This window comes from Irregularibacter muris, from assembly GCF_024622505.1.
GTDB lineage: Bacteria > Bacillota > Clostridia > Eubacteriales > Garciellaceae > Irregularibacter > Irregularibacter muris.
In genome coordinates this window covers 18,830-40,215 of sequence record NZ_JANKAS010000019.1, presented here as the reverse complement: position 1 = coordinate 40,215, position 21,386 = coordinate 18,830, and the positions used below count along the sequence as shown (strand labels likewise).

Below are 21,386 nucleotides of genomic sequence, written 5' to 3'. Positions count from 1 at the left end.
ATGAGATCTCTCCTTTCAAGCTTTTATAGTTCACCGAGTACTCGGTGAACTATAAAAGTACTCTTTTGAAGTCTATTGTCTCATGCCTTTTATTGATTTTAAATCCATGAGATTATTGGACGCTTACGTTACTGCTATGGCTTCAGGTGATATAGAGTCATGCTTTTTTGTTTCTCTTAAAACCTTGTCCGCATACCCCATATCGTCTTCAAGGAGGATCACCTTTAGGACATCAAAAGCCTTTTTAAGACAGTCTCTATTCAAGGAATGAAGATAGGTCTGCCATGAATCGGGAAGCAGAGAGTAGATTCCTGAATACTTCAGTGCATTTGGTCTTATCTTGATAATGTCGATAAAGTCTATATAATTAATGGACTCACTACCTTTTTCAAACAATCTCTGATGGTGAGTGATTCTTTGTGAAAGGTCTTTTGAAAATATCTCTATCTCATTAGCCATGACCTTTAGAACTACCGATTGACCAACATACTTTGGGCTGACTGAGTAGCAGCATGCTAAGTAGTGAATAAGTCCGTACTTGTTTACCTTTCTTGTTTCATACTTTGCAGTATCGAATGGAACCTTGTTAACTGGTGCCATCAGTGATTTTTCTTCCTCAAAGAGTTTTTCTATGGGTTCTTTGAAGCGATAATGAATCTCTTTGTTTCTCTTAAGACATTTTTCTAAAAGCATGGTGTTAAAAGCTTTAATATCTAGGATAGTAGGCTCTGGGACAAACAAATTTCGTCTGATGGTACCTACTTTGTTCTCTACATTACCTTTTTCATTTCCACTGGCTGGATTACAAAACTTTATGGTAAACCCGTAGTGAGTTGAAAAGCGCGTTATGAAATCTGCCACTTTAACGCGGCCTTTCTCGTCCTTGGCTTTAAGAGCTGCTGATGACATTTGGTCAAACCATATGCTGCTTGGCACGTAGCCTATAAAGTTAAATATTGTAGCAAGACCTTCAAGGAGAGCTTCTCTTGTTTCACTCCTTGCTGCCACTGCAAAGCCTGCGTTTGATTTTGGGAAAGACAAGATAAGATGGTGAAACCTTCCAATAGAACCGTTTTCAAATGCTTCAAAGCTTCCAAAGTCAACCTGTGCTTCACCGCCTGGGTGATCCAAGAGAAGATAGGCATCATCTGAGGCAAATACCTTTCTTTTTTCTTCTCTAACAATATTTCTTACGGTTCTGTCTGAGACCTTTAAAATATCTGGATGTTCTTCCTTAAGCCGATCATAGATCCTCTTTGCAGTATGTCTTTGCTTGTGATGTCTCGATTTATCCTCGGTTAACCACTTTCGTATGATAGGTCTTAGGGCATCAGACTTATTTGGTCTTTTAGCTTTATGGCAGTGTTGGTTGAAATCATCCATTTCAATATACTTTTTAACAGTGCGATAGTTTTTTTCAGTCATTTTGATAATTTCTGAGTAGGTTTTACCTTCCAAAAAGAACAGTTCTCGGATATAATTGACTTGAGTAATTGTCAGCACTTCCTTTCCTCCCCTATAAGCTTAGTCACTTAATAGGGTATATTGTTAGGTTAGTACTGGCAATTACTTTTTGTATTTTTGACTGCCATTTATTGCATTTTCAGATTACCATAAACATTCACAAAAGAAGTCAAGTTTTAATAGAACCAAAGTGGAATGTAAATTTTGTTATCGTACCTGTGAAACACCAGTCCCATTAAAGTTTTAATAGAACCAAAGTGGAATGTAAATTTAAAACCTTGTGCTTCAATTGATCTTCTTTTGTTGCTTTAATAGAACCAAAGTGGAATGTAAATGGAAATGATATGTAGTGAACCTGGAAATAGTATGTATAGTTTTAATAGAACCAAAGTGGAATGTAAATACTTATGTAGAAGGAGAGTGTCCTTACTGCGAAGAGTTTTAATAGAACCAAAGTGGAATGTAAATCTTCAAGGGTCTGAATGAAATGAGCGGTACCACTTCGTTTTAATAGAACCAAAGTGGAATGTAAATAGTAATGTTTTTGCTAATGAAAGCAAAGTAGAAGTTGTTTTAATAGAACCAAAGTGGAATGTAAATTTAGTCGGTACGACTGCTGCAAACCCAGAAGAGATTATTTTAATAGAACCAGAGTGGAATGTAAATATCTTATCTCTTTTTTCCATAATATCAATGATGCTTCCTTTAATAGAGACAAAATGGAAGTTAAACTTTATGTAAATCATTTCATACTATTAATGTTTCTTAGGACTACTATCATTGATATAAAAGTTATAACTACATCTGTCTCAAAAACTTTTTTGTATTTTAGATATATGAAAATTTCCAAATATTATTTTTATTTTGAGAATTTTAGACTCTCTTCACTACCCCCTTGGTATATAAAAATTTCATATGGAAATATTAGTAGATATTACATAATTTTTAAGATGATAATTAATACCAAAGGAGAGACCGCCCATGCGCCATACTCCACAAATCGGAGTCAGTTCAACAAGGAAAGATGCTTGGGACAAGGTAACGGGCAATGCTAAATATACCGGAGATACAGTACCTCAGGATATTTTACATGCTAGGATTGTTACTTCACCTCACGCCCATGCATTGATAAAAAACATAGATACTTCTAAAGCGGAAAATTATAAGGGTGTTAAAGCTGTAATAACAGGAAAATACTTTTCTGTATTAACGGGATCAATGATAACAGATAGACCACCCATAGCCAAGGACAAAGTAAGATATTACGGAGAAGCAGTGGCCTTGATAGTAGCTGACAGTGAGGAAAATGCTATGGCTGCTACCCAATTAGTAGAAGTAGAATACCAACCCCTACCTGTAGTAAATTCCATTCAGGATGCTATAAAGCAAGGAGCTACTCTAATTCATGAAAACCTAGGGGAATATTTCTGTCCAGATTCAGGAGTTTCTCCCCTTGCCCATAGCAATATTTGTGATCACATTAAGATTAGAAAGGGTAATGCCCCTTATGATTGGAGTCAGTGTGATAATCTCATAGAATACAATTTTTCCATGCCTTCCTCTGACCATTTAGCTATGGAAACGAGAAATGCAAGTAGCAGCATATCCCCTGATGGGATTGTCAATATACATACCTCCACCCAAGCCCCCTTTGCCGTAAAAGAAGAAATAGCCAAGGCTTATGGCATTGATGAAGGAAAGATTGTTGTACATACTCCCTTAGTGGGAGGAGCTTTTGGAGGAAAGGCTACGGTGAGTATAGAGTTTTTAGCCTTTCTCGCTTCCCACGCAGTAAAGGGACGGATGGTGCGAATAGCAAATTCTAGAGAACAGGATATGAATAGCACTCCTTCCAAACTGGGGGCAGAAGGAAAAATACGATTAGGGGCTACGAAAGAGGGAAAGATAAAGGCATTGGAGTGTATTTACTATACCAGTTGTGGCGCCTATTCAGATACTGGACCTAGAATGGCTAAAGCCATAGCTACTGATTGTTCAGGCCCCTACAATATCGAAAATATCCACTGTGATTCTCATGCCGTATATACCAATCACTCCTATGCTACATCCTTCCGTGGCTTTGGTCATAGTGTAAGTACCTTTGGGATAGAAATGGCTATGAACAAACTTGCCCAAGAGCTCAATATAGATCCTTTGGAGCTAAGGAGGATGAATGCCATTAAACCTGGGGATCTATCCCCTACCCAAGATAAAATAACCCTTAGTAATACTGGGGACTTAGAAAAATGCATTACAAAAGGAAAAGAAATCCTTAACTGGGATAAGAATAAGAAGATTAGGAAGAAGAAGGGAATGATCAGAACCATTGGCGTTAGCTGTTTTTGGAAAACCTCCAGCTCTCCCCCTAGCGCTACCTCTGGAGTTGTACTTACTTTAAATACCGACGGAACCATTAATCTAAACTTTGGAGCCACCGAGATAGGCCCAGGGATGAAAACTACTATGGCTCAAATACTCGCAGAGAAAATGAAGATGAAAGTAGAACAAATTTATGTCTATATGGATGTAAACACTCAGATAAGCCCTAAACACTGGAAGACCGTAGCCAGTATGACTACCTTCATGGTAGGAAATGCAGTTATAGATGCGGCAGAGGATTTAATTAGACAAATTAAAGAAGTTTCCTCTATCGTCCTAAGGTGTAATCCTGAAAGTCTTGATGTACAAGAGAAGAGAGTCTTTCTAAAGAAAAATCCTGATGTATTTGTGGAATTTAAGGATATCGTCCATGGCTATCAATATCCAAACCAATCTTCTGTATATGGACAGCTTATAGGGCGAGGCAATTATATCATGGAGCGGTTAATCCCCTTAGATAAAGAAACTGGAAAGGGAAAATCTGGTGTATCTTGGACGGTGGGTGTTCAGGCAGTGGAAATAGAATATGATCCTAAACTTTATACCTATAGATTACTAAGGGCGGTAACCGTTGCAGATATCGGTAAGGTCATTAATCCAAAGATGGCCAGGGGGGTAGTTATGGGAGGCATGAGTATGGGCTTAGGACTGGCTACCAGAGAAGAATTTCTCTATGGTGACAGTGGTACCCTTGAAAATACATCCCTAAGAACCTACAAAGTCATGCATTTTGGAGAACAACCCCAATATGAAGTTGAATTTATAGAAACCCCTCAGATAGATGCTCCCTTTGGAGCTAGGGGAATAGGAGAGGATGGTATTTTAGGCATTCCCTCTGCCTTTGCCCATGCCATTTCTAAGGCGGCGGAGGAAGATTTTCATCAATTGCCCATCTCACCCGAAAACATCTGGAAATCCAAAACAGGAGGAAGATATGATACCCTTTAATTTTGAATATTATAAGCCTACAGAAGTGCAGGAGGCTGTAAAATTATATGAAAGGTTAGATAGAGAGGGGAAAAGACCTGTATATTATGGGGGAGGAACAGAGATTATTACCATGGCGAGAATGCACAATGTATATACTGAAGCGGTAATTGATATTAAGGATATTGCCCGTTGCAAGATGCATCAATTAAAAAATGGACAACTCATTCTTGGCTCTGCCCTTACTCTTAGGGAGATTTCACAAAAAAAACTCTTCCCCTTACTTAGTATGACGGCACAAAGAATTGCCGATCATACCGTGCAAAATAAAATTACTCTAGGGGGAAACTTGGCAGGCACCATTATCTATCATGAAACTTTATTACCCCTTTTGGTATCCAATAGTCACATTCTAGTAGCAGGGATCAATGGCGAAAGAAAAGTTCTTATAAAGGAAATCTTTGATAGAAGATTGGAGCTAGTGCGAGGAGAAATGATTGTCCAGGTTATTATTGATGAAAAATATCTGTCTTTGCCCTATCTTCACGTAAAAAGAACCAAAAATGAAAAAATAGATTATCCATTGATTACCATGGTGGCTTTAAAGAATGATAAAAGTATACATATGGCCTTTGCGGGTCTTTGTAACCATCCTTTTAGGTCTCTAGAAATGGAAGATGTTTTAAATAATTCCTCTACTGCAAAGGATGAGAAAATAAAACAAACTATAGAAAGCATACCCCATGGGATATCCAATGACATCAGCGGTTCTTCAGAATATAGAAAATTTATACTTCATACCATGCTGGATCAGGCCATAACAAATTTTAGAGAGAGGGATTAGGTCATGTATACGAAAGATAATGTTGTTATCACTTTACATATTAATGGAGAAGATAGAGAAGTAGTGGCCAAGCCCTCTGACATACTCCTTTATACCTTACGGGAGCAGGTAGGTCTTACGGGTACAAAACCTGGCTGTGAAAACGGGGATTGTGGTGCCTGCACAGTGCTAATCGATGATTGGCCTATGAAATCCTGTCTAATGCTTACGGTAGAAGCTGTAGGGAAAAAGATCACCACAGTAGAAGGACTAAATAATGCCTCCATTCAAAAAGCTTTTGTAGAAAATTTTGCCTTTCAATGTGGCTATTGTACCTCCGGTTTTCTCATGGTCTGCCATGCCTTGGCTCAGTATCAACCTGATGCGAATGATGATGTTATACAACAATGGCTGCAATCTAATATCTGCCGATGTACAGGGTATGAGGAAATTGAAAGTGCCATAAAGTCTATTTTAAGAAAAGAAATATAAAATAAAAATCCTTTCCAGCTAGGCAATAATTATAGCTAAGGAGGATTTTCATTTATGTATTTTAAAAGGTTTACCCTAACATAGAATCCAACTTACCTTCATCTTCCAAGGCCTGTAAATCACTATAGCCGCCGATGAATTGATCATTAATAAAGATAAAAGGAACGGTATCTTGATTGGTCTTTTCATAAAGTTCCTTCTTCTTTTTATCGTCACCATCAATAATATGCTCTATGTAGGGTGTGTTTTTTCTTTCGAATAATTCCTTTGCTCTTATACAAAAGGGACAAAAAGTCCAAGTGTATATTTCTACTTTAGTCATTTTCTAAACCTCCATCTTTAGTTGTTATACCTTAATTATTTCCAAGAACACGAATCTAAAACAGACTATAAACAATTATCTTAGAGTAAGAATGCTTCTGCAGCAATAGGGTAGACATAAAAGGTTAAAATTTTAAGGGGTTATTTTGAGAGAATTATAGAAATACTCAGAGAAGGATTAGAACTAGCCTATATATAAATTTTTAATAGGTAGCACCTAAAAATACATATAACCCGCTTAGTTGAATAATTAACAATGTTGATATATATTAAAGAGGACTTAATTATTGTGCTTATTTTATCAAAGTAGAGGGTGCCCATGGATTTCAATCAATTAAAATATATAGTGGAAATCGCTGAAACCGGTAGCATATCCAGAGCTGCTAACAATTTATTTATTTCTCAACCCAATCTAAGCAATCAGGTCTCTGCTTTAGAGGAGGAGTTGGGAAAGACTATATTTTATAGAAATAATAGGGGCGTGGCTTTAACTTCCTATGGAGTGGAAATTTATCACCATGCCAAGTCTATTGTGAAGCAATTTCATATTGTGGAGAATAAATTGTCCAGTAAATCCAATGAAAATAAGGTCAAAATAGCATCCTTTGGATCAGAAATTATTAACTTTAGATTCTATGAAGTATGTGAAAAATATAATAATGAGAATTATGAATTTGAGCTATCTAAGGGAGGAGCAGAGGAATCCATCCAAAAAGTATTGGATCGTTATTGCGATATAGGTTTAATTCTCTATAGTGAGCTTCAGAGGAAAAATATTATGCAATATTTAGTAGGAGAAAATCTAGAATTGCAGGATTTGTTTGTAGGAGATTTGAAGATCCATATTAGTAAGAAAAATGAGAAAAGCCAATTAAAGGTCCTTTCCAGGGAGGATTTACAGAGATTGTTCCATGTGAAAAAATCTTATTTATTTGAGGGAATATTTGGCCTGCATCCTGAACTAGAGTATTTAGATATTCCTGAAACCAATAAGACCATACTCACCAATGGAACCCAAGCTTATAATGATGCCCTTCATCATTTACCTTCCTTTGCTGTAGAAGTAGACTGGAAATGTAAAAAGAAGATTCATAGTACCTTGGCTAGAATTCCCTATGAAGATAAAAAGTTAGAGATCACCTGTGGAGTGGTGAAGAGAAAAAATGAACGATTAAAAGAAGAACTTAAATTTTTCATCAATAGATTAATAGAATCCTATAATTAACATTCTCATATATTCATAGCAAATTTGCTATTGATTATAAAACTATGACAAATATAAGGGGGACAAAAATGAAAAAAAGATTGATTGCTATTATGCTCATTCTTTCTTTAGTAGTTGCCTTAGCAGGTTGTGCTGCTAGTGAAAACTCAAAAGGAGAGGAAAATCAACAGCAAAGTAAAAATACAGATTCAGAAGCTGGTGCCAGTACTGCAGATGGAGAAACCTCAGCTTCTTTACTACCTGAAGATTTAGTAAAAGAATATAAGCCTAAGGGATTTACCGATGGAGAGGCTAAAAAAGCTATGTTTATTGTAGGAGATCCAAGAAAATACAGCGTAAACTATGATTTGGTTTATACAGCTATGAAGCATTTTGAAGAAAAGGGCGTAGAGGTAGAACTAAGAGATCTATATGATATCAACTTCAACCCAGTAATTACGAAGGACAATTTTTATTATGCGAAAGACGGTGCTGGAGAGCCCAGTGCAGAGATCAAAAAAGAGCAGGATTTTGTTACAAAAGCAGATTATATTATCTTTTGTTATCCCAATTGGCATGATACTCCCACAGCTATAGTAAAGGGCTATATGGAAAGCGTTTTTGCAAAACAATTCGCCTATAGAGATACCCAAGACGGCTTAGAGGGATTACTCAAGGATAAATCTATCTATACCATAATGAATGCTGGCTTCTTAGGGGGCGGTAGAGGGTATATAGGAGATGGTGTAGGCATTGATGATGAAGCTTGGGATGAATATATGAAGGCTTTTAAAGTATTTGATGATGATACAGCAGGATTTTGGGGTGTGCAAAACAAAGGAAGATTTGTAAATGATAGAACTCCCGCCAATAATTCTGAAAATTATAAAGAAGAGTTAGAAAAATTAAGAGAAGATTTAGTTAAAAAATTAGATAAGGATTTTTTCTAAAATAGATAAAAATCAATAGAATGACCATAAAAAGAAAATTAACCTAGGAATATTCCCAGGTTAGTTTTCTTTTTCCATAGCTTTATAGTCATCTATTTCCTTTAAAAATTTCTCTTTATGCTCCATAGATTCAAAGATTCTAATAGGAACAATATAAGCGGACACCGAGCTAATGTAAATAAAAAGATAATCTTTGGTTTCATAGATATTTCCTACGACATCCCAACTGGTTTTAGATTCACTTCCAACACTATGTTCAATAATTCCTTGGGAAGTTAAGGACAAACTCCGATGACCTAGCATAACGTCATTTTTTCCTTCCTTTAGCATTTTAACCAATCTCTTGGAAATTTCCCACTTAAAATACCGAGGATAAAAAATCATCCATACAACAATAGCAACCATGGACACCGATGTCCAATACCATAGAGGGATATCTGTAACCCTGGTAGCCACAAAGGGAATAATGAAAAAAATCAAGGGTAAGACATATCTTTGAATCATCAGAGATTTTTTTAAAGTATCTGAATGATTAATGTGATAGAGATTAAAATCTATGTAATCCTGCTCATTTAAAGAATAACTTATTTCCATTGCCTATTTTCTCCTTGCAAATGTATTTCATATATTCATGATAAATAGTTTACTGATGGGATATTGATCTTATTATATGATATTTTCAATTACATTTAAATAATTTAGAATGCAATTCAAAAAATAAATTTTAAATTCCATATCTCTGCTTATTTTATGAATAGTTTTAAGCCTGTTAATGAAAACTATAAGAAAGTAAAGCATGAAAGGAGTATGTAAGAAATGGAAAACAAAAAAATGTCCTTTGAACAATTGGAACATCATATAGAGAAATTTTTGAAAGAACACAAAAGTGCATCTATAGCAACTTGTATGAATGAAATCCCAAGAAGTAGCCCTGTACAGTATTATTTAGGAGAAGAGTTGAATATCTATATTCCTTCCGCTGGTGGAGAAAAATTCAAGGCCATTGAAAAAAATCCTAAAGTATGTCTTTTGGTCAATACAGAATATGTAGACTATAGAAAAATTAAAGGCGTTCAAATATTTGGTCAAGCCAGAACGAGCTTAGAAGATAAGGGGCTTATAGAGGAAGCGAAAAAATATATCGCCCATGCCCATTTATTGGAGGAAGAAAAACTTCAGGTAATCAAGATTATCCCGGAGGAGATTATATATCTAGATGCTATTGACCGAGGAGATAGAACAAAACAGGTATTAAAGCTTATGGACAAACAAGTAACAATACAAAAGGATGATATGCTGGTATATTTATAAATATTAGGAAACCTATGGGAGTGGTAGTATGAAAAAAATCCGAGATTTAGCAAAGGCTTTCATTATAATTCTAGTAATTTTTTCTCTATTAGGCATGGCAGTGGGTTGTAGAGCTCAAGAAAGACCTTCCCCCGAAGGGAAACAAGACAAGGAAAAAATTCCTGGTCCTTTAAAGGCAATGGATGAGCATGTTCATGATATGATTAACCAGATTGAGAGCATTGAAGAAGTGGGACGAATTAAACCTGAGGATGTAATGCCCAAAGAGAATCAAGAGCAGAGTGAAGAACAGCAGACACAGCAGGGAGGGGAACAACAGCAGCAGGAGAGTTCCTCAACCATGGAAAGCCCTCAAGAAGAGCAGGAAAGAGAAGATATAGAAAAGAGCAAGGAAAAACAAGCACAAATAATAGAGAAATGGCAAGAATCTCAAGAAGCACTAAAATCCCTTCATGAATCTTGGAATGAATATGAATCCATGGTAATCAAAGAGGGAGTAGATATGAATAAGATAACAGAGATGGAGAAGGCTCTATATGACCTCACTACTTATATTACAGAGGAAGAAAGGGATCTTGTGCTTCAAGAATGTAATAATGTCATTTTAGCTCTTTCCAATTTCATGGATGTTTATAAAGGAAACCCTGATGGTACTTTAGGAAAGATGGACTATCTCACAAGACAATCCTATTTGGACGCTAAAGAAGGAAGTTGGTTTCAGGCCAAAATCAGAGTAGAGCCAAGAGAATCCTTAATGAACACCCTAAGACAAATAGCTGATATACCAGAGAAACAAAAACCCCTTGTAGAAAAATTAAGACTTTCCTTAGAAGATTTAGAAAAAGCTATTGAAAATGAAAACTTACCTCTTTTAAGGATTAAAAGGGATATTGCCCTGAAGAATCTAGAGGATATAAGACACGAACTAAAATGACGGGGATACCCGTCATTTATTTTGCAATAGAAAAGTGTCTTATGTCCCTTTGAGATCAGACTTTTCTATTGCACTACAGCGATGATGGTTACTTTCTTGATATCTATGAAAAATAAAATCGAAAAATAAAATCCATTTTTGTCTAAAAGTATGTAACATTCCCTATTATTTTTACGTCTTTACTATTATAGATACTCTAGTCAGGAGAGAGGATTAATCTCTGCAAACATCAGGAGAACAAATGAAAAAGTGGGCTAATACCCAATATATTGAATATAGAAGAACATAAGGTATAATGATAAAAAGGTGAGGTGAATTGAATGGATAAAAAATTTGTTATGGGGATAGTTCTGCTGATATTCTTAGGTATTGTTATAGGATGTTCCAAGGATGTACAGGAAGATAAGCGTGATGAAAAGTCACCTCAGCAGGATATGGAAGAATCCCAAAAGGAAAAAGATCCCATTCAAGAAAAAATTCAAGAAATGACAGTAGAGGAAAAAGTGGGACAAATGGTAATGGTAGGTTTGGAAGGGCACAGTCTAGATGAACATGTCCAGGAAATGATAGAGAACCATTATGTAGGTGGATTTATTTTGTTTAGTAAAAACATAGAAAACCCCCAACAACTAGTAAACCTTACGGATGATTTGAAAAATGCAAATGGTAAAAATTCTATTCCTTTGTTTTTATCTATTGATGAGGAGGGGGGAAGGGTAAGTAGAATGCCCCCAGAGTTTAAAAAATTACCTCCTAATGGAGCAATAGGAAAAAAGAATGACCCAATGCTTTCCCATGAGATAGGAAGGACTATTGCCAAGCAGATAAAATCCTTGGGGTTTAATATGGATTTTGCACCTGTTTTAGATATCAATAGCAATCCGAATAATCCTGTTATAGGAGATCGATCTTTCAGCTCCGATGAAAAGATAGTCAGTGAACTAGGAATTCAAACCATGAAGGGCATTCAATCTGAAAACATTCTATCTGTTGTGAAACATTTTCCCGGCCACGGAGATACCGATGTAGACTCTCATTTAGGGTTACCCCTTGTAAATAAAGATATTGACGAGCTTATGGAACTTGAACTTCTCCCCTTTAAAAAGGCCATAGACAATGGGGCAGATACGGTAATGGTAGCCCATATCCTCTATGATAAGATAGATCCTCAACACCCAGCCACTTTATCAAAGCCCATTATCCAGGGGATTTTACGAGAACAACTAGGTTTTAATGGGTTGATTATTACAGATGATATGACTATGGGTGCCATTATGGAAAACTATGATATAGGAGAAGCGGCAATCCAGTCTATAAAAGCAGGTAGTGACATTGTTTTGGTTTGTCATGAATATGAAAATGAAGTGAAGGTATTGGATGCTCTAAAAAATGCAGTAGAAAATGGAGAAATACCTGAAGATCGAATCGATCAAAGCCTGTATAGAATATTAAAGATAAAAAAAGATTATGGATTAGCAGATGAGAAGATCGAAGATATAGAGATTGATAAAATAAACAGAGAAATGGGCAGGATTTTAGAAAACTTTTAAAAAGGTTAATATTTTCAATAAGGGATGGGTTCAGGAAATAAGTGAACCCATCCTTTTGTGTTGAAATGGGGAAATTCTTCTTATTCTCTAAGATCTAATGTTCCTTCTTGATCAATAAAGAGGTAATCTTTTTTGTAGAACATGTAACATTTCTGTTGATTTAACGTCTTTATTAGTACAAGGATTCTAATGAGCAATGCAATTGCAGTGATGGAGGTGTATATCTAATTAAAACAAAAGGAGAAGATAATTCCAATACATTAGAAGAAATATGTTTGGCTACTTGGCAGTCCTTATATCGCTTTATATATTACAAAGTTCAAAACCGTGAAGAAGCAGAGGATATTACCCAAGAAACCTATTTAAAAGCCCTTTCCTATATGCAAAAAAAGAATAATAAAATAGAAAAACACATTAGCTTTTTAAAAACGGTAGCATTAAATATCATAAGAGATAAAGGGCGAAAAACCAAAAGAAGGGGTACAAGCATTAATATTGATGGGATAAATCCAGGAGAAATAGCCTTAGAAGACCCCACTGAGTCTATCATTGAGAAAGAAACTATACAAGAAGCTCTGATGTTACTAGGGAAAGAACAACGCATGGTAATTAATCTAAGGATTATAAAGGGTTATTCTGTATCAGATACAGCAAAAAGAATGGATAAAAGTGAAAACAATATACGGGTAATACAATATCGAGCAATAGAAAATCTTACAAAAATTCTTAAATGGGGAGAATAAAGGAGGGATAAGAATGAATAATGATGAAAAGAGACTATCGGATTATATTGATAGCTTAAATCAAGAGAAACAACCTAAAGAACATAAAAGACCACAGGAATCGTCTAAAATGGAGGAACTATTGGATACCGTAAGATGGGTTAAGAGGCTTAAAGAACCAGCTATGCCCAAGGAGGAGTATTTTAACAAACTGACTTTCAATCTATCCAAGGAATTACAATATAAAGAAAAAACAAAAAAGGTAAAAAGACGACGGGTCCTAGGTGTAGGATCCATTGCTGCAATCTTAATATTTTCTTTTTTATTAACTTTTACATTCCCTTTAGGACAATCCAATGTAGTGCAAGCCATGGAAAAGGCTTTCCAAAGAATAGCAGCATACCATGGAACCGTGGAAATTGTAGAAACCAGTGCTAATGGCCAGTCCACTACCCAAGGAAAATTAGAAGTATGGGCAGACAAACAAGGACGCTATTTTGTTAAAAATATTCAAGGCTGGCAAAAGGGCTTAATTACAGCAAATGACGGACAACATAAGTGGCAAATCCAGCCCAAAGAAAAGCAAGTCAATATTTCTTCGGCTTTTCCTGATCTTTATAAATTCACGTTTGAATTGGGAAAAGAAATTGATCAGATTAAAGGGGCAATAAAGATTGAAAAAGTTGGAAAGGATACTATTGCTGGAAGGCCTGCTATTGTTATGGAAATAACGCCCCAAGGCGGTACCCCTTATAAAATATGGGTGGATCAAGAGACAAATATGCCTCTGCAAAAACAAGCTGCCATGGATTATGGAGTGCAATATAGAGTCACCTATAAGAATATAAAATTTATAGAGGAAATACCAAAAGATATTTTAACTTATCATAAGCCCCAAGGATTTAAAGAAGTTCAAAGGGATTCTGCTCAAAGCATTCATTATGTAGAAGAAGCCCAAGGAATTGTGGGATTTTTTCCGAGCACTCTAAAGGAGATCCCCAAAACATATATTGAAAATAGTATAATTGCAGACAAAGAGAGCAAGATAGTAGAAATAGAATATGTTTCTAAGGAAAAGGGAAAAAATATCATTTTAAGACAGAGAAAGACGGGAGAGGAATTTAAACCAGCATCTACAGCTGCATTAGGAAAGATAAACAATCATATAGCTGAAATTCAAGCCCCAGTAGAAAGTGAAACGAGAATTCTGGGAGGGGGACTGTATTCAGATATAAATGACATAAACTCTATTCGGTGGCAGAAAAATGATGTTGAATATACTTTTATTGGCAATACTTCCTTAGAGGAACTAACATTATTTATTCAGAACTTCACTAAGGGACAGGTAGAATTATTCTCTAAGAAATTATCCACCTTTAGCCCAAAAGTAGAAATTCCTATAGACTTAGAAGTAGAAAAAGGAGATCAGAAAAATGCCGATTCGGGACATTCTCCATGGAAACTAGATCCCCTGTTTGTTGCACAGGTTTTTGTAAGCTTAGATATCTCTCCCAAAGGAATTGAGGGAGATTATCCAGTTAAACTAGAGCAATTGAGAGTACTACAAAACAATGGGCAGGAGGCAATAATAGAAATAAATAATGATAAAACATCTATCCAAAAAGTGTATTTGAAGAAGCTAATTAGACAGGACGCCACCGGTATATGGACGGTAGTGGGTTATGACCAGCCATAAAAACAGATTCTACAGAAAACACAAAACTTGACTTTTTACAGGAAATGTGGGTAAAATAAAGAATAAAACCCTATAAGAGAAAAAGGCAAAGAAGAGGACAGTAGTAAAGGAAAGATATTTACAGAGAGATAATCCTAGAGCTGAGAGATTATGATGGAATTTCTTTATGAGATCACCTCGGAGCTGAATCCCTGAAAGTCAGTAAGGGATTACGTAACTATGCGTTAAGAAGTTTAAGTGATAAGAGGAATTCTCTTATAACCAGGGTGGTACCACGGTTTATTCGTCCCTAAGCGATTGCTTAGGGATTTTTTATTAAATAGAAGTAGAACTTTCCTATTTAATAAAAAAAGGGGTTGTAGGGGAATTTTCCCTGCCGCATTAGGAGGGTGCTCAGATGGCGTATTTTGCCATCGCCGAAGGGAACCTAGGGTTTCCTAGTGGAAGCAGCTTTGCTGCTCTTTTTAATTTTCAACTTTCACTGGAGCAATAGGAATTGTTTCCTTGTGAAAATATAAAATGAAATAGTTGTGTAGAAAGGATTGAGTATAAATGGCAAAGTTTAAAAACTTATCCAATGAGCCCATCGCCAATCGGGAAAAAGAACTTGCGGCTTTTTGGAAAGAAAAAAATATTTTAGAGAAGACCATTGGAAATCGTGAAGGAGCAAAACCCTTTGTATTTTATGAAGGGCCTCCTACAGCCAATGGTCGTCCAGGCATTCATCATGTTATTTCCCGTACCCTAAAGGACTCGGTATGTAGACATAAAACCATGCAGGGTTACCAAGTAAAGAGAAAAGCAGGTTGGGATACCCATGGTTTACCTGTAGAAATTGAAGTGGAAAAACAATTAAGTCTTTCGAGTAAGCAAGAAATTGAAGAATACGGATTAGCAGAGTTTAATGACAGATGTAGGCATTCAGTTTTCTCCTATGAAAAACAGTGGAGAGAAATGACTGAAAGAATGGCATACTTTGTGGATTTGGACAATCCTTACATCACTTTGGACAATAATTACATTGAATCGGTATGGTGGATTTTAGATAAGTTCCACAAAGAAGGTTATATTTATGAAGGGCACAAGATCCTGCCCTACTGTCCCCGTTGTGGAACAGGTCTTGCTTCCCATGAGGTGGCTCAAGGGTACAAAGAAATCAAATCCAATACAGTAATTGCGGCCTTTAAGAGAAAAGACGCCGATGAACATTTTTTAGTATGGACAACCACGCCTTGGACCCTAGCTTCCAACGTAGCCTTGGCCGTACATCCTGAAGTCACCTATGTAAAGGTAAAAAGTCAGGATAACGTGTTTATCTTAGCAAAATCTTTGGCAGATAAGGTTATGGGAGAAGACTATGAAGTAATTGAAGAAATGAAGGGCAAGGACTTAGAATATATTCAATACGAACAGCTCATGCCCTTTGTAAAGGCAGATAAAAAAGCCTTCTATGTGACGGTAGCAGATTATGTTACCATAGAGGATGGTACAGGGATTGTACACATTGCCCCTGCCTTTGGGGAAGATGACTATCAGGTAGGTAGACGTTATGACCTTCCAGTATTGCAGCCTGTAGCAGAGGATGGAAAGTATACCACTACTCCCTGGGAAGGTCAATTTGTTATGGATGCCGATATCGACATCATCAAATGGCTGCATAAAGAAGGCAAGTTATTCAAAAAAGAAAAAATGGAGCATAACTATCCCCATTGCTGGAGATGTTCTACCCCTTTATTATATTATGCTAAACCTAGTTGGTATATCGAAGTAACCAAGTTAAAGGATAAGCTGATTGAAAACAATAATACTGTAGGATGGTATCCAGATTATGTAGGGGAAAAACGCTTTGGCAACTGGTTAGAAAATGTAAATGACTGGGCCATCTCTAGAACCCGTTATTGGGGGACACCTTTAAACCTATGGAGATGTGAAGACTGCGATCATATCACTTCTGTAGGTTCTAGAGCAGAGCTAGCCCAAAGAGCCATAGAAGATATTGATGAAAATATTGAATTACACCGCCCCTATGTGGATGATGTCCATTTACACTGTGAAAAGTGTAATGGGAAGATGACGAGGGTGACAGAGGTAATTGACTGTTGGTTTGATAGTGGCTCCATGCCCTTTGCCCAACAACATTACCCCTTTGAAAATAAAGAAGAGTTTGAAAATCAATTCCCAGCAGATTTTATCTGTGAGGGGATTGATCAGACAAGAGGATGGTTCTATTCTCTCATGGTGATTGGAACCTTTGTGAAGGACATGGCTCCTTACAAAAGAGTATTGGTCAATGACCTTATCTTGGACAAAGAAGGCAGAAAGATGTCCAAATCTAGGGGCAATACCGTAGATCCCTTTACACTATTTGATGAATACGGTGCAGACGTATTACGTTGGTATCTACTTTATGTATCCCCAGCCTGGACGCCTACTCGTTTTGATATCGAAGGTCTAAAGGAAGTCCAAAGCAAATTCTTTGGGACCCTAAGAAATGTCTATACTTTCTTTACCCTTTATGCCAATACTGATGAAGTAAACCCTAGGGAGTTTTTCGTAGAATACAACAACCGTCCTGAAATTGATCGTTGGATTTTATCCAAATACAATAGCTTAGTAAAGGAAGTAGAATCTGAGCTTTCCATCTTTGACCTAACTAAGGCGGTAAGGAAGATTCAAGACTTTGTCAATGAGGATTTATCCAACTGGTATATCCGAAGAAATAGAAGAAGATTCTGGGATAGCGAGCTTACTGAGGACAAAAAAGCAGTGTATAATACCACCTTTGAAGTACTAGAAGGCTTGTCAAGACTTATTGCTCCCTTTGCTCCCTATATCTCCGAAGAAATCTATCAAAATCTTACAGGAAAAATTTCCGTACATCTGGCAGATTATCCTGTGGTGAATGAAGACTTAATTGCTAAAAAAGTAGAAGAAAGAATGGACTTAGTAAGAGATTTAGTAGGCCTAGGTAGAGCAGCCCGTGCTCAAGAACAAATCAAAGTTCGCCAACCTCTACAAAAAGTGCTTATTGATGGGAAATATGAGGACTTAATTTCTGATCTAGTACCCTTGATGGAAGAAGAGCTTAATGTCAAAGAAGTAGACTTCGAAAAAGACCTAAATGCTTTTATGGACTTTAACCTAAAGCCAAACTTTAAAGTCGCTGGACCCATCCTAGGACCTAAGATTAAATTATTAGGAAAAGAACTAAGTAAGCTAAATGCCAATGAAGTGGCCCCTAAGCTAGAGGCAGGAGAAAGCCTGCTTCTCAATTTAGATGGGGAAGAAGTAGAGATTAAAAAAGACTTTGTTATGATCAATATCTCTGCTAAAGAAGGCTTTATGGTGCAAATGGAAAACAATCTATTTGTCATCCTAGATACCACTCTTACAGAAGAACTTATTAATGAAGGTTTTGCTAGAGAATTGGTGTCTAAAGTACAACAAATGAGAAAAAATGAAGACTTTGAAGTGACGGATCAAATTCGTATTACCTATGACGGAGATGAGACTATCCAAGAGGCAGTAGGAGCTTTTGAAGAATATATCAAACAAGAAACCTTAGCAGTAAGCATTGAAAAAGCACAAGATGATACCTTAGAAAAACAAAACCTAAATGATCACATGACTGGAATGAAAGTGGAAAGAGTAGGGAAGGAATAAGAAGGAGAAAGGAGGTTTAAAGTGAATCTAAAATTATTCATTACAACAATGTGAGCATACTGTAAGCCTATAATGGATATTATAGAAAAGGAAAATTTGGATATAGAAATTATCAACCTATCCAAGCAGAGAGAATATATATCAACTATCTTAGAAATTGGGGGCAAGATGCAAGTTCCCATGTTATCTATAGATGGTAAGGGAATGTATGAATCCATGGATATTATGAATTGGATAGAAGAAAATATAGAAAGTATAAGGAAATAAGATATAGGCCCGAATGATAGGAATCAGTTGAACTCAGGCTAGCAAAATAGGAAGGTTTGTCCCAAGGATAAGGGCAAACCTTCCTATTTTATTAGAGTAATTTTGATACTCTTTTCCCCGTGAAAGCATTTTATCCCATTCTTGATGAAGGATGAGTGTATGCTGGATTGCGTCTTTTAAAGTTGGACTACTATTCCGATAGATTGCGCAGATGAAGATATACAGTATTTTTAGAGATACCTAGGTTTTCTGCAACCTTGATGACAGCATCTTTCAAATTAAAAACTCCTTTATCGTTGAGCAGGGCAATGATCTCTTTGTTTTTATTGGAGGTAGAAATGTTGGGATTATTAAAGACTTCAGTTTTTGTATTTTCCAGAGCAGACATGATTAATATCTCTGTATCATTTGCAAAATTTTCTACTACATCTTTATGGCCATTATCAATTTTCATTATACTTTCAAGATAGACGTGCAGTGGAATATCCATATAAAAATTGATGCAAAGCAGTCCTATAATCTGATTGTTTTCTCCAGTGATAGGTAAGGTTGCCGAACGAATGGGGGTGCCCTTATTATTTCGATTGGAATAGATAAGATTTGTATGGTTGTTGCCACTTTTTTTTATTTCAGCAAGCATTTCCAGAGCTAAATCAGTGATAGGTGCACCTTCCTTTCTACCTGTATAGTGTCCATTGATCACTTTGATGGCGGCACAGTTAATATCCTCTAGGCTATGAAGTACAATTTCATAGCCTAGACCTAAAAATTCCGAAAGACCATCTAATACGGATTTATAGGATTCCAGTATTAAACGATCTGTTGCTGTTAATTTAGCATATTGATTCATGTAGATTCTCTCCTTAATTTCTTTAAGTCTTTGTATTGTAATTATAATAATTTAGTCCAATATTTGCAATAATTAACTATTTTTCATTGGATAAACCATTTTACAATACATAAAGGGAATAGAAGAGATAAAATGTTTTAAAAAATACAAAATAATAAACAATATTTCATTGACTAAACTATTTTAATGCACTATACTTAATATATGAAAAATTAGTGCAATAATTCATTAGTAATCAAAGGAGATGAAAAAAATGAGCAAAGTATTTCCGATAAATACTCAAAATGCTCCAGCTGCAATAGGTCCTTATTCACAGGCCATAGTTGTAGGGAATATGGTATTCACTTCCGGTCAGATTCCTATTCATCCGGAAACTGGTGAAGTGGTAGAATCTGAGATAAAAATTCAAGCAGAACAAGTGATGCAGAATCTCTCCAACATTCTTAAAGAAGCCAATAGCTCTTTTGAAAAGGTTATAAAAACCACTTGCTTCTTAAAGGATATGGACGATTTTGCAGATTTTAACGAAGTATATGCAAAATACTTTGTTAGCAAACCAGCTCGCTCATGCGTAGCGGTAAAAACCTTGCCTAAAGATGTGCTTTGTGAAATCGAAATCATTGCTTTAATAGGTGCTTAGGAGGAATGAATATGAGTAATCTTTTTCATAAGGAAATAGACCCTTCAAAGGTCAATAGAATGAAGTGGGAAGCGGAAATAGAGAGAACAGGTGATAGGGATTTATTATGTTTTGGTACAGCAGACATGGATTTCCCTTCGGCCAAACCGATTTTAGATGCAATTCATAAGGTAGCAGACGCAGGTCATCTGGGCTATCCTTTTGTACAACCAGGTTTTTATGATGCTATTATCAACTGGCAAAAACGTCTTGGACGCTGGGAAATAAAGCCTGAATGGATTGCCACCCATGTAGGGGTTTATCCATCCTCCTGGGCAATCATTGAAGCCCTGACGGAGCCAGGGGATGAAATCATATTCCAAACACCAGTGCACTTTTGCTTTGATGCTGTCACAAGGGATAACGGACGGGTTCCCATATATAACCCTCTAGTCCAGAGAAATGGTCATTTTGAGATGGATTATGAGCATTTTAAGGCAGCAATTACCCCGCGAACAAAGATTATGTGGCTGTGTAATCCTCATAATCCTGTAGGACGGGCATGGAGTCGGGAGGAGTTAGAAAAGCTAGGGGAGATCTGTTTAAAGAATAATATTATCATTATGTCTGATGATGTATATTGTGGCCTTTTATACCCAGGAAAAACATATACACCCATTGCATCTCTTTCCAAAGAGCTATCTATGAACACGATTACTTGCTACTCTACCAGCAAGATTTATAACACAACAGGTGTTAAACAGTCCTTTGTGGTATGTGAAAATCCTGAATTGCTAGAGGCTTATAATCTATCTTTGAGAAAACAGAATCTAAACTATGGGAAGAATGTCTTTGGTCTTGCTGTTACAGAGGCAGCTTTTAACCACTGTGATGATTGGGTTAGGGAATTAATGGATTATGTTAGCGAGAACCATAATACCACCAAGAAATTGCTAGAAGACGGAATACCAGGTGTAGTTGTAGGTGATGCTGAGGCTACATATTTTGTTTGGATAGATTTCCGTGTACTTGGCCTTGACAGGACGGCTATGGAAAATCTATTTGAGAAGAAAGCAAGAGTAATCGTTGAAGTAGGGCATAAATTTGGAGATGTAGGAGAAGGATTTGTACGATTGAACTTAGCCTGCAGGCGTGAAGTTTTAATAGAAGGTATGGAAAGAATCATAAAAGCTGTAAAAAATTAAAAGGGGGAA

At 36.4% G+C, this 21,386-nt stretch carries 18 protein-coding genes, 1 CRISPR repeat array and 1 other annotated feature; of the genes, 14 read left to right on the top strand and 4 right to left on the bottom strand.

Annotated elements, in window-relative coordinates; translation table 11 throughout:
* Positions 1-123 precede the first annotated feature (123 nt).
* A complete protein-coding gene (gene istA / locus NSA47_RS14265; protein ID WP_257533164.1) occupies positions 124-1,503 on the bottom strand; it encodes an IS21 family transposase in 1,380 nt (459 codons plus the stop codon).
* A gap of 136 nt (positions 1,504-1,639) precedes the next feature.
* Positions 1,640-2,130: a CRISPR direct-repeat array (repeat unit 28 nt; unit sequence TTTAATAGAACCAAAGTGGAATGTAAAT).
* A gap of 315 nt (positions 2,131-2,445) precedes the next feature.
* On the opposite strand from istA, the gene NSA47_RS14260 reads away from it, so the two are divergent.
* From NSA47_RS14260 to NSA47_RS14250, 3 genes are read left to right on the top strand one after another with little or no spacing between them, the layout of a single operon-like run.
* Complete coding sequence (locus tag NSA47_RS14260; protein ID WP_257533162.1) at positions 2,446-4,791, top strand: xanthine dehydrogenase family protein molybdopterin-binding subunit; 2,346 nt, start codon at positions 2,446-2,448, stop codon at positions 4,789-4,791.
* Positions 4,778-5,614, top strand: a complete 837-nt coding sequence (locus tag NSA47_RS14255; protein WP_257533160.1) for an FAD binding domain-containing protein — start codon at positions 4,778-4,780, stop codon at positions 5,612-5,614. The genes NSA47_RS14260 and NSA47_RS14255 overlap by 14 nt, the downstream gene beginning before the upstream one ends.
* Before the next feature lie 3 nt (positions 5,615-5,617).
* The gene (locus tag NSA47_RS14250) at positions 5,618-6,085 is read left to right on the top strand and encodes a (2Fe-2S)-binding protein (RefSeq protein ID WP_257533157.1); all 468 of its coding nucleotides are present in this window, start codon (positions 5,618-5,620) and stop codon (positions 6,083-6,085) included.
* Positions 6,086-6,155: 70 nt separating this feature from the next.
* Here NSA47_RS14250 and grxC read toward each other — a convergent pair whose 3' ends face one another.
* On the bottom strand, positions 6,156-6,407 hold the full coding sequence (gene grxC, locus NSA47_RS14245; protein ID WP_257533155.1) for a glutaredoxin 3: 252 nt from the start codon (positions 6,405-6,407) through the stop codon (positions 6,156-6,158).
* Positions 6,408-6,725: 318 nt separating this feature from the next.
* On the opposite strand from grxC, the gene NSA47_RS14240 reads away from it, so the two are divergent.
* Positions 6,726-7,631 (top strand): LysR family transcriptional regulator, encoded by a 906-nt coding sequence (locus NSA47_RS14240; protein ID WP_257533153.1) that lies wholly within the window; start codon positions 6,726-6,728, stop codon positions 7,629-7,631.
* Between the two features lie 68 nt (positions 7,632-7,699).
* Positions 7,700-8,560: an NAD(P)H-dependent oxidoreductase gene (locus tag NSA47_RS14235; protein ID WP_257533152.1), complete on the top strand. Its 861-nt coding sequence runs from the start codon at positions 7,700-7,702 to the stop codon at positions 8,558-8,560.
* A gap of 60 nt (positions 8,561-8,620) precedes the next feature.
* Here the strand turns inward: NSA47_RS14235 and NSA47_RS14230 are convergent, their stop codons facing one another.
* The gene (locus NSA47_RS14230) at positions 8,621-9,154 is read right to left on the bottom strand and encodes a YcxB family protein (RefSeq protein ID WP_257533149.1); all 534 of its coding nucleotides are present in this window, start codon (positions 9,152-9,154) and stop codon (positions 8,621-8,623) included.
* A 222-nt stretch (positions 9,155-9,376) separates the two neighbouring features.
* Here NSA47_RS14230 and NSA47_RS14225 point away from each other — a divergent pair, with 222 nt between their 5' ends.
* From NSA47_RS14225 to NSA47_RS14195, 7 genes are all read left to right on the top strand, one after another.
* On the top strand, positions 9,377-9,871 hold the full coding sequence (locus NSA47_RS14225) for a pyridoxamine 5'-phosphate oxidase family protein (protein WP_257533117.1): 495 nt from the start codon (positions 9,377-9,379) through the stop codon (positions 9,869-9,871).
* Between the two features lie 28 nt (positions 9,872-9,899).
* Positions 9,900-10,805: a hypothetical protein gene (locus NSA47_RS14220; RefSeq protein ID WP_257533115.1), complete on the top strand. Its 906-nt coding sequence runs from the start codon at positions 9,900-9,902 to the stop codon at positions 10,803-10,805.
* A gap of 320 nt (positions 10,806-11,125) precedes the next feature.
* The gene (gene nagZ / locus NSA47_RS14215; protein WP_257533113.1) at positions 11,126-12,355 is read left to right on the top strand and encodes a beta-N-acetylhexosaminidase; all 1,230 of its coding nucleotides are present in this window, start codon (positions 11,126-11,128) and stop codon (positions 12,353-12,355) included.
* Between the two features lie 275 nt (positions 12,356-12,630).
* A complete protein-coding gene (locus NSA47_RS14210) occupies positions 12,631-13,098 on the top strand; it encodes an RNA polymerase sigma factor (RefSeq protein WP_257533111.1) in 468 nt (155 codons plus the stop codon).
* A gap of 13 nt (positions 13,099-13,111) precedes the next feature.
* Positions 13,112-14,773, top strand: a complete 1,662-nt coding sequence (locus NSA47_RS14205; RefSeq protein ID WP_257533109.1) for a LolA family protein — start codon at positions 13,112-13,114, stop codon at positions 14,771-14,773.
* Positions 14,774-14,852: 79 nt separating this feature from the next.
* Positions 14,853-15,067, top strand: a binding site (T-box leader).
* Positions 15,068-15,325: 258 nt separating this feature from the next.
* Positions 15,326-18,436 (top strand): isoleucine--tRNA ligase, encoded by a 3,111-nt coding sequence (gene ileS, locus NSA47_RS14200; RefSeq protein ID WP_257533107.1) that lies wholly within the window; start codon positions 15,326-15,328, stop codon positions 18,434-18,436.
* Between the two features lie 69 nt (positions 18,437-18,505).
* Entirely contained in the window at positions 18,506-18,703 is a 198-nt protein-coding gene (locus NSA47_RS14195; protein ID WP_257533166.1) for a glutathione S-transferase N-terminal domain-containing protein, read from the top strand.
* A 190-nt stretch (positions 18,704-18,893) separates the two neighbouring features.
* Here the strand turns inward: NSA47_RS14195 and NSA47_RS14190 are convergent, their stop codons facing one another.
* Positions 18,894-19,553 (bottom strand): helix-turn-helix transcriptional regulator, encoded by a 660-nt coding sequence (locus tag NSA47_RS14190; RefSeq protein ID WP_257533105.1) that lies wholly within the window; start codon positions 19,551-19,553, stop codon positions 18,894-18,896.
* A 253-nt stretch (positions 19,554-19,806) separates the two neighbouring features.
* Between NSA47_RS14190 and NSA47_RS14185 the strand changes: the two genes are divergently transcribed.
* Together NSA47_RS14185 and NSA47_RS14180 are read left to right on the top strand one after the other, a co-directional pair.
* A complete protein-coding gene (locus NSA47_RS14185; RefSeq protein ID WP_257533103.1) occupies positions 19,807-20,193 on the top strand; it encodes a RidA family protein in 387 nt (128 codons plus the stop codon).
* A gap of 11 nt (positions 20,194-20,204) precedes the next feature.
* Entirely contained in the window at positions 20,205-21,377 is a 1,173-nt protein-coding gene (locus tag NSA47_RS14180; protein WP_257533101.1) for a MalY/PatB family protein, read from the top strand.
* Positions 21,378-21,386 lie beyond the last annotated feature (9 nt).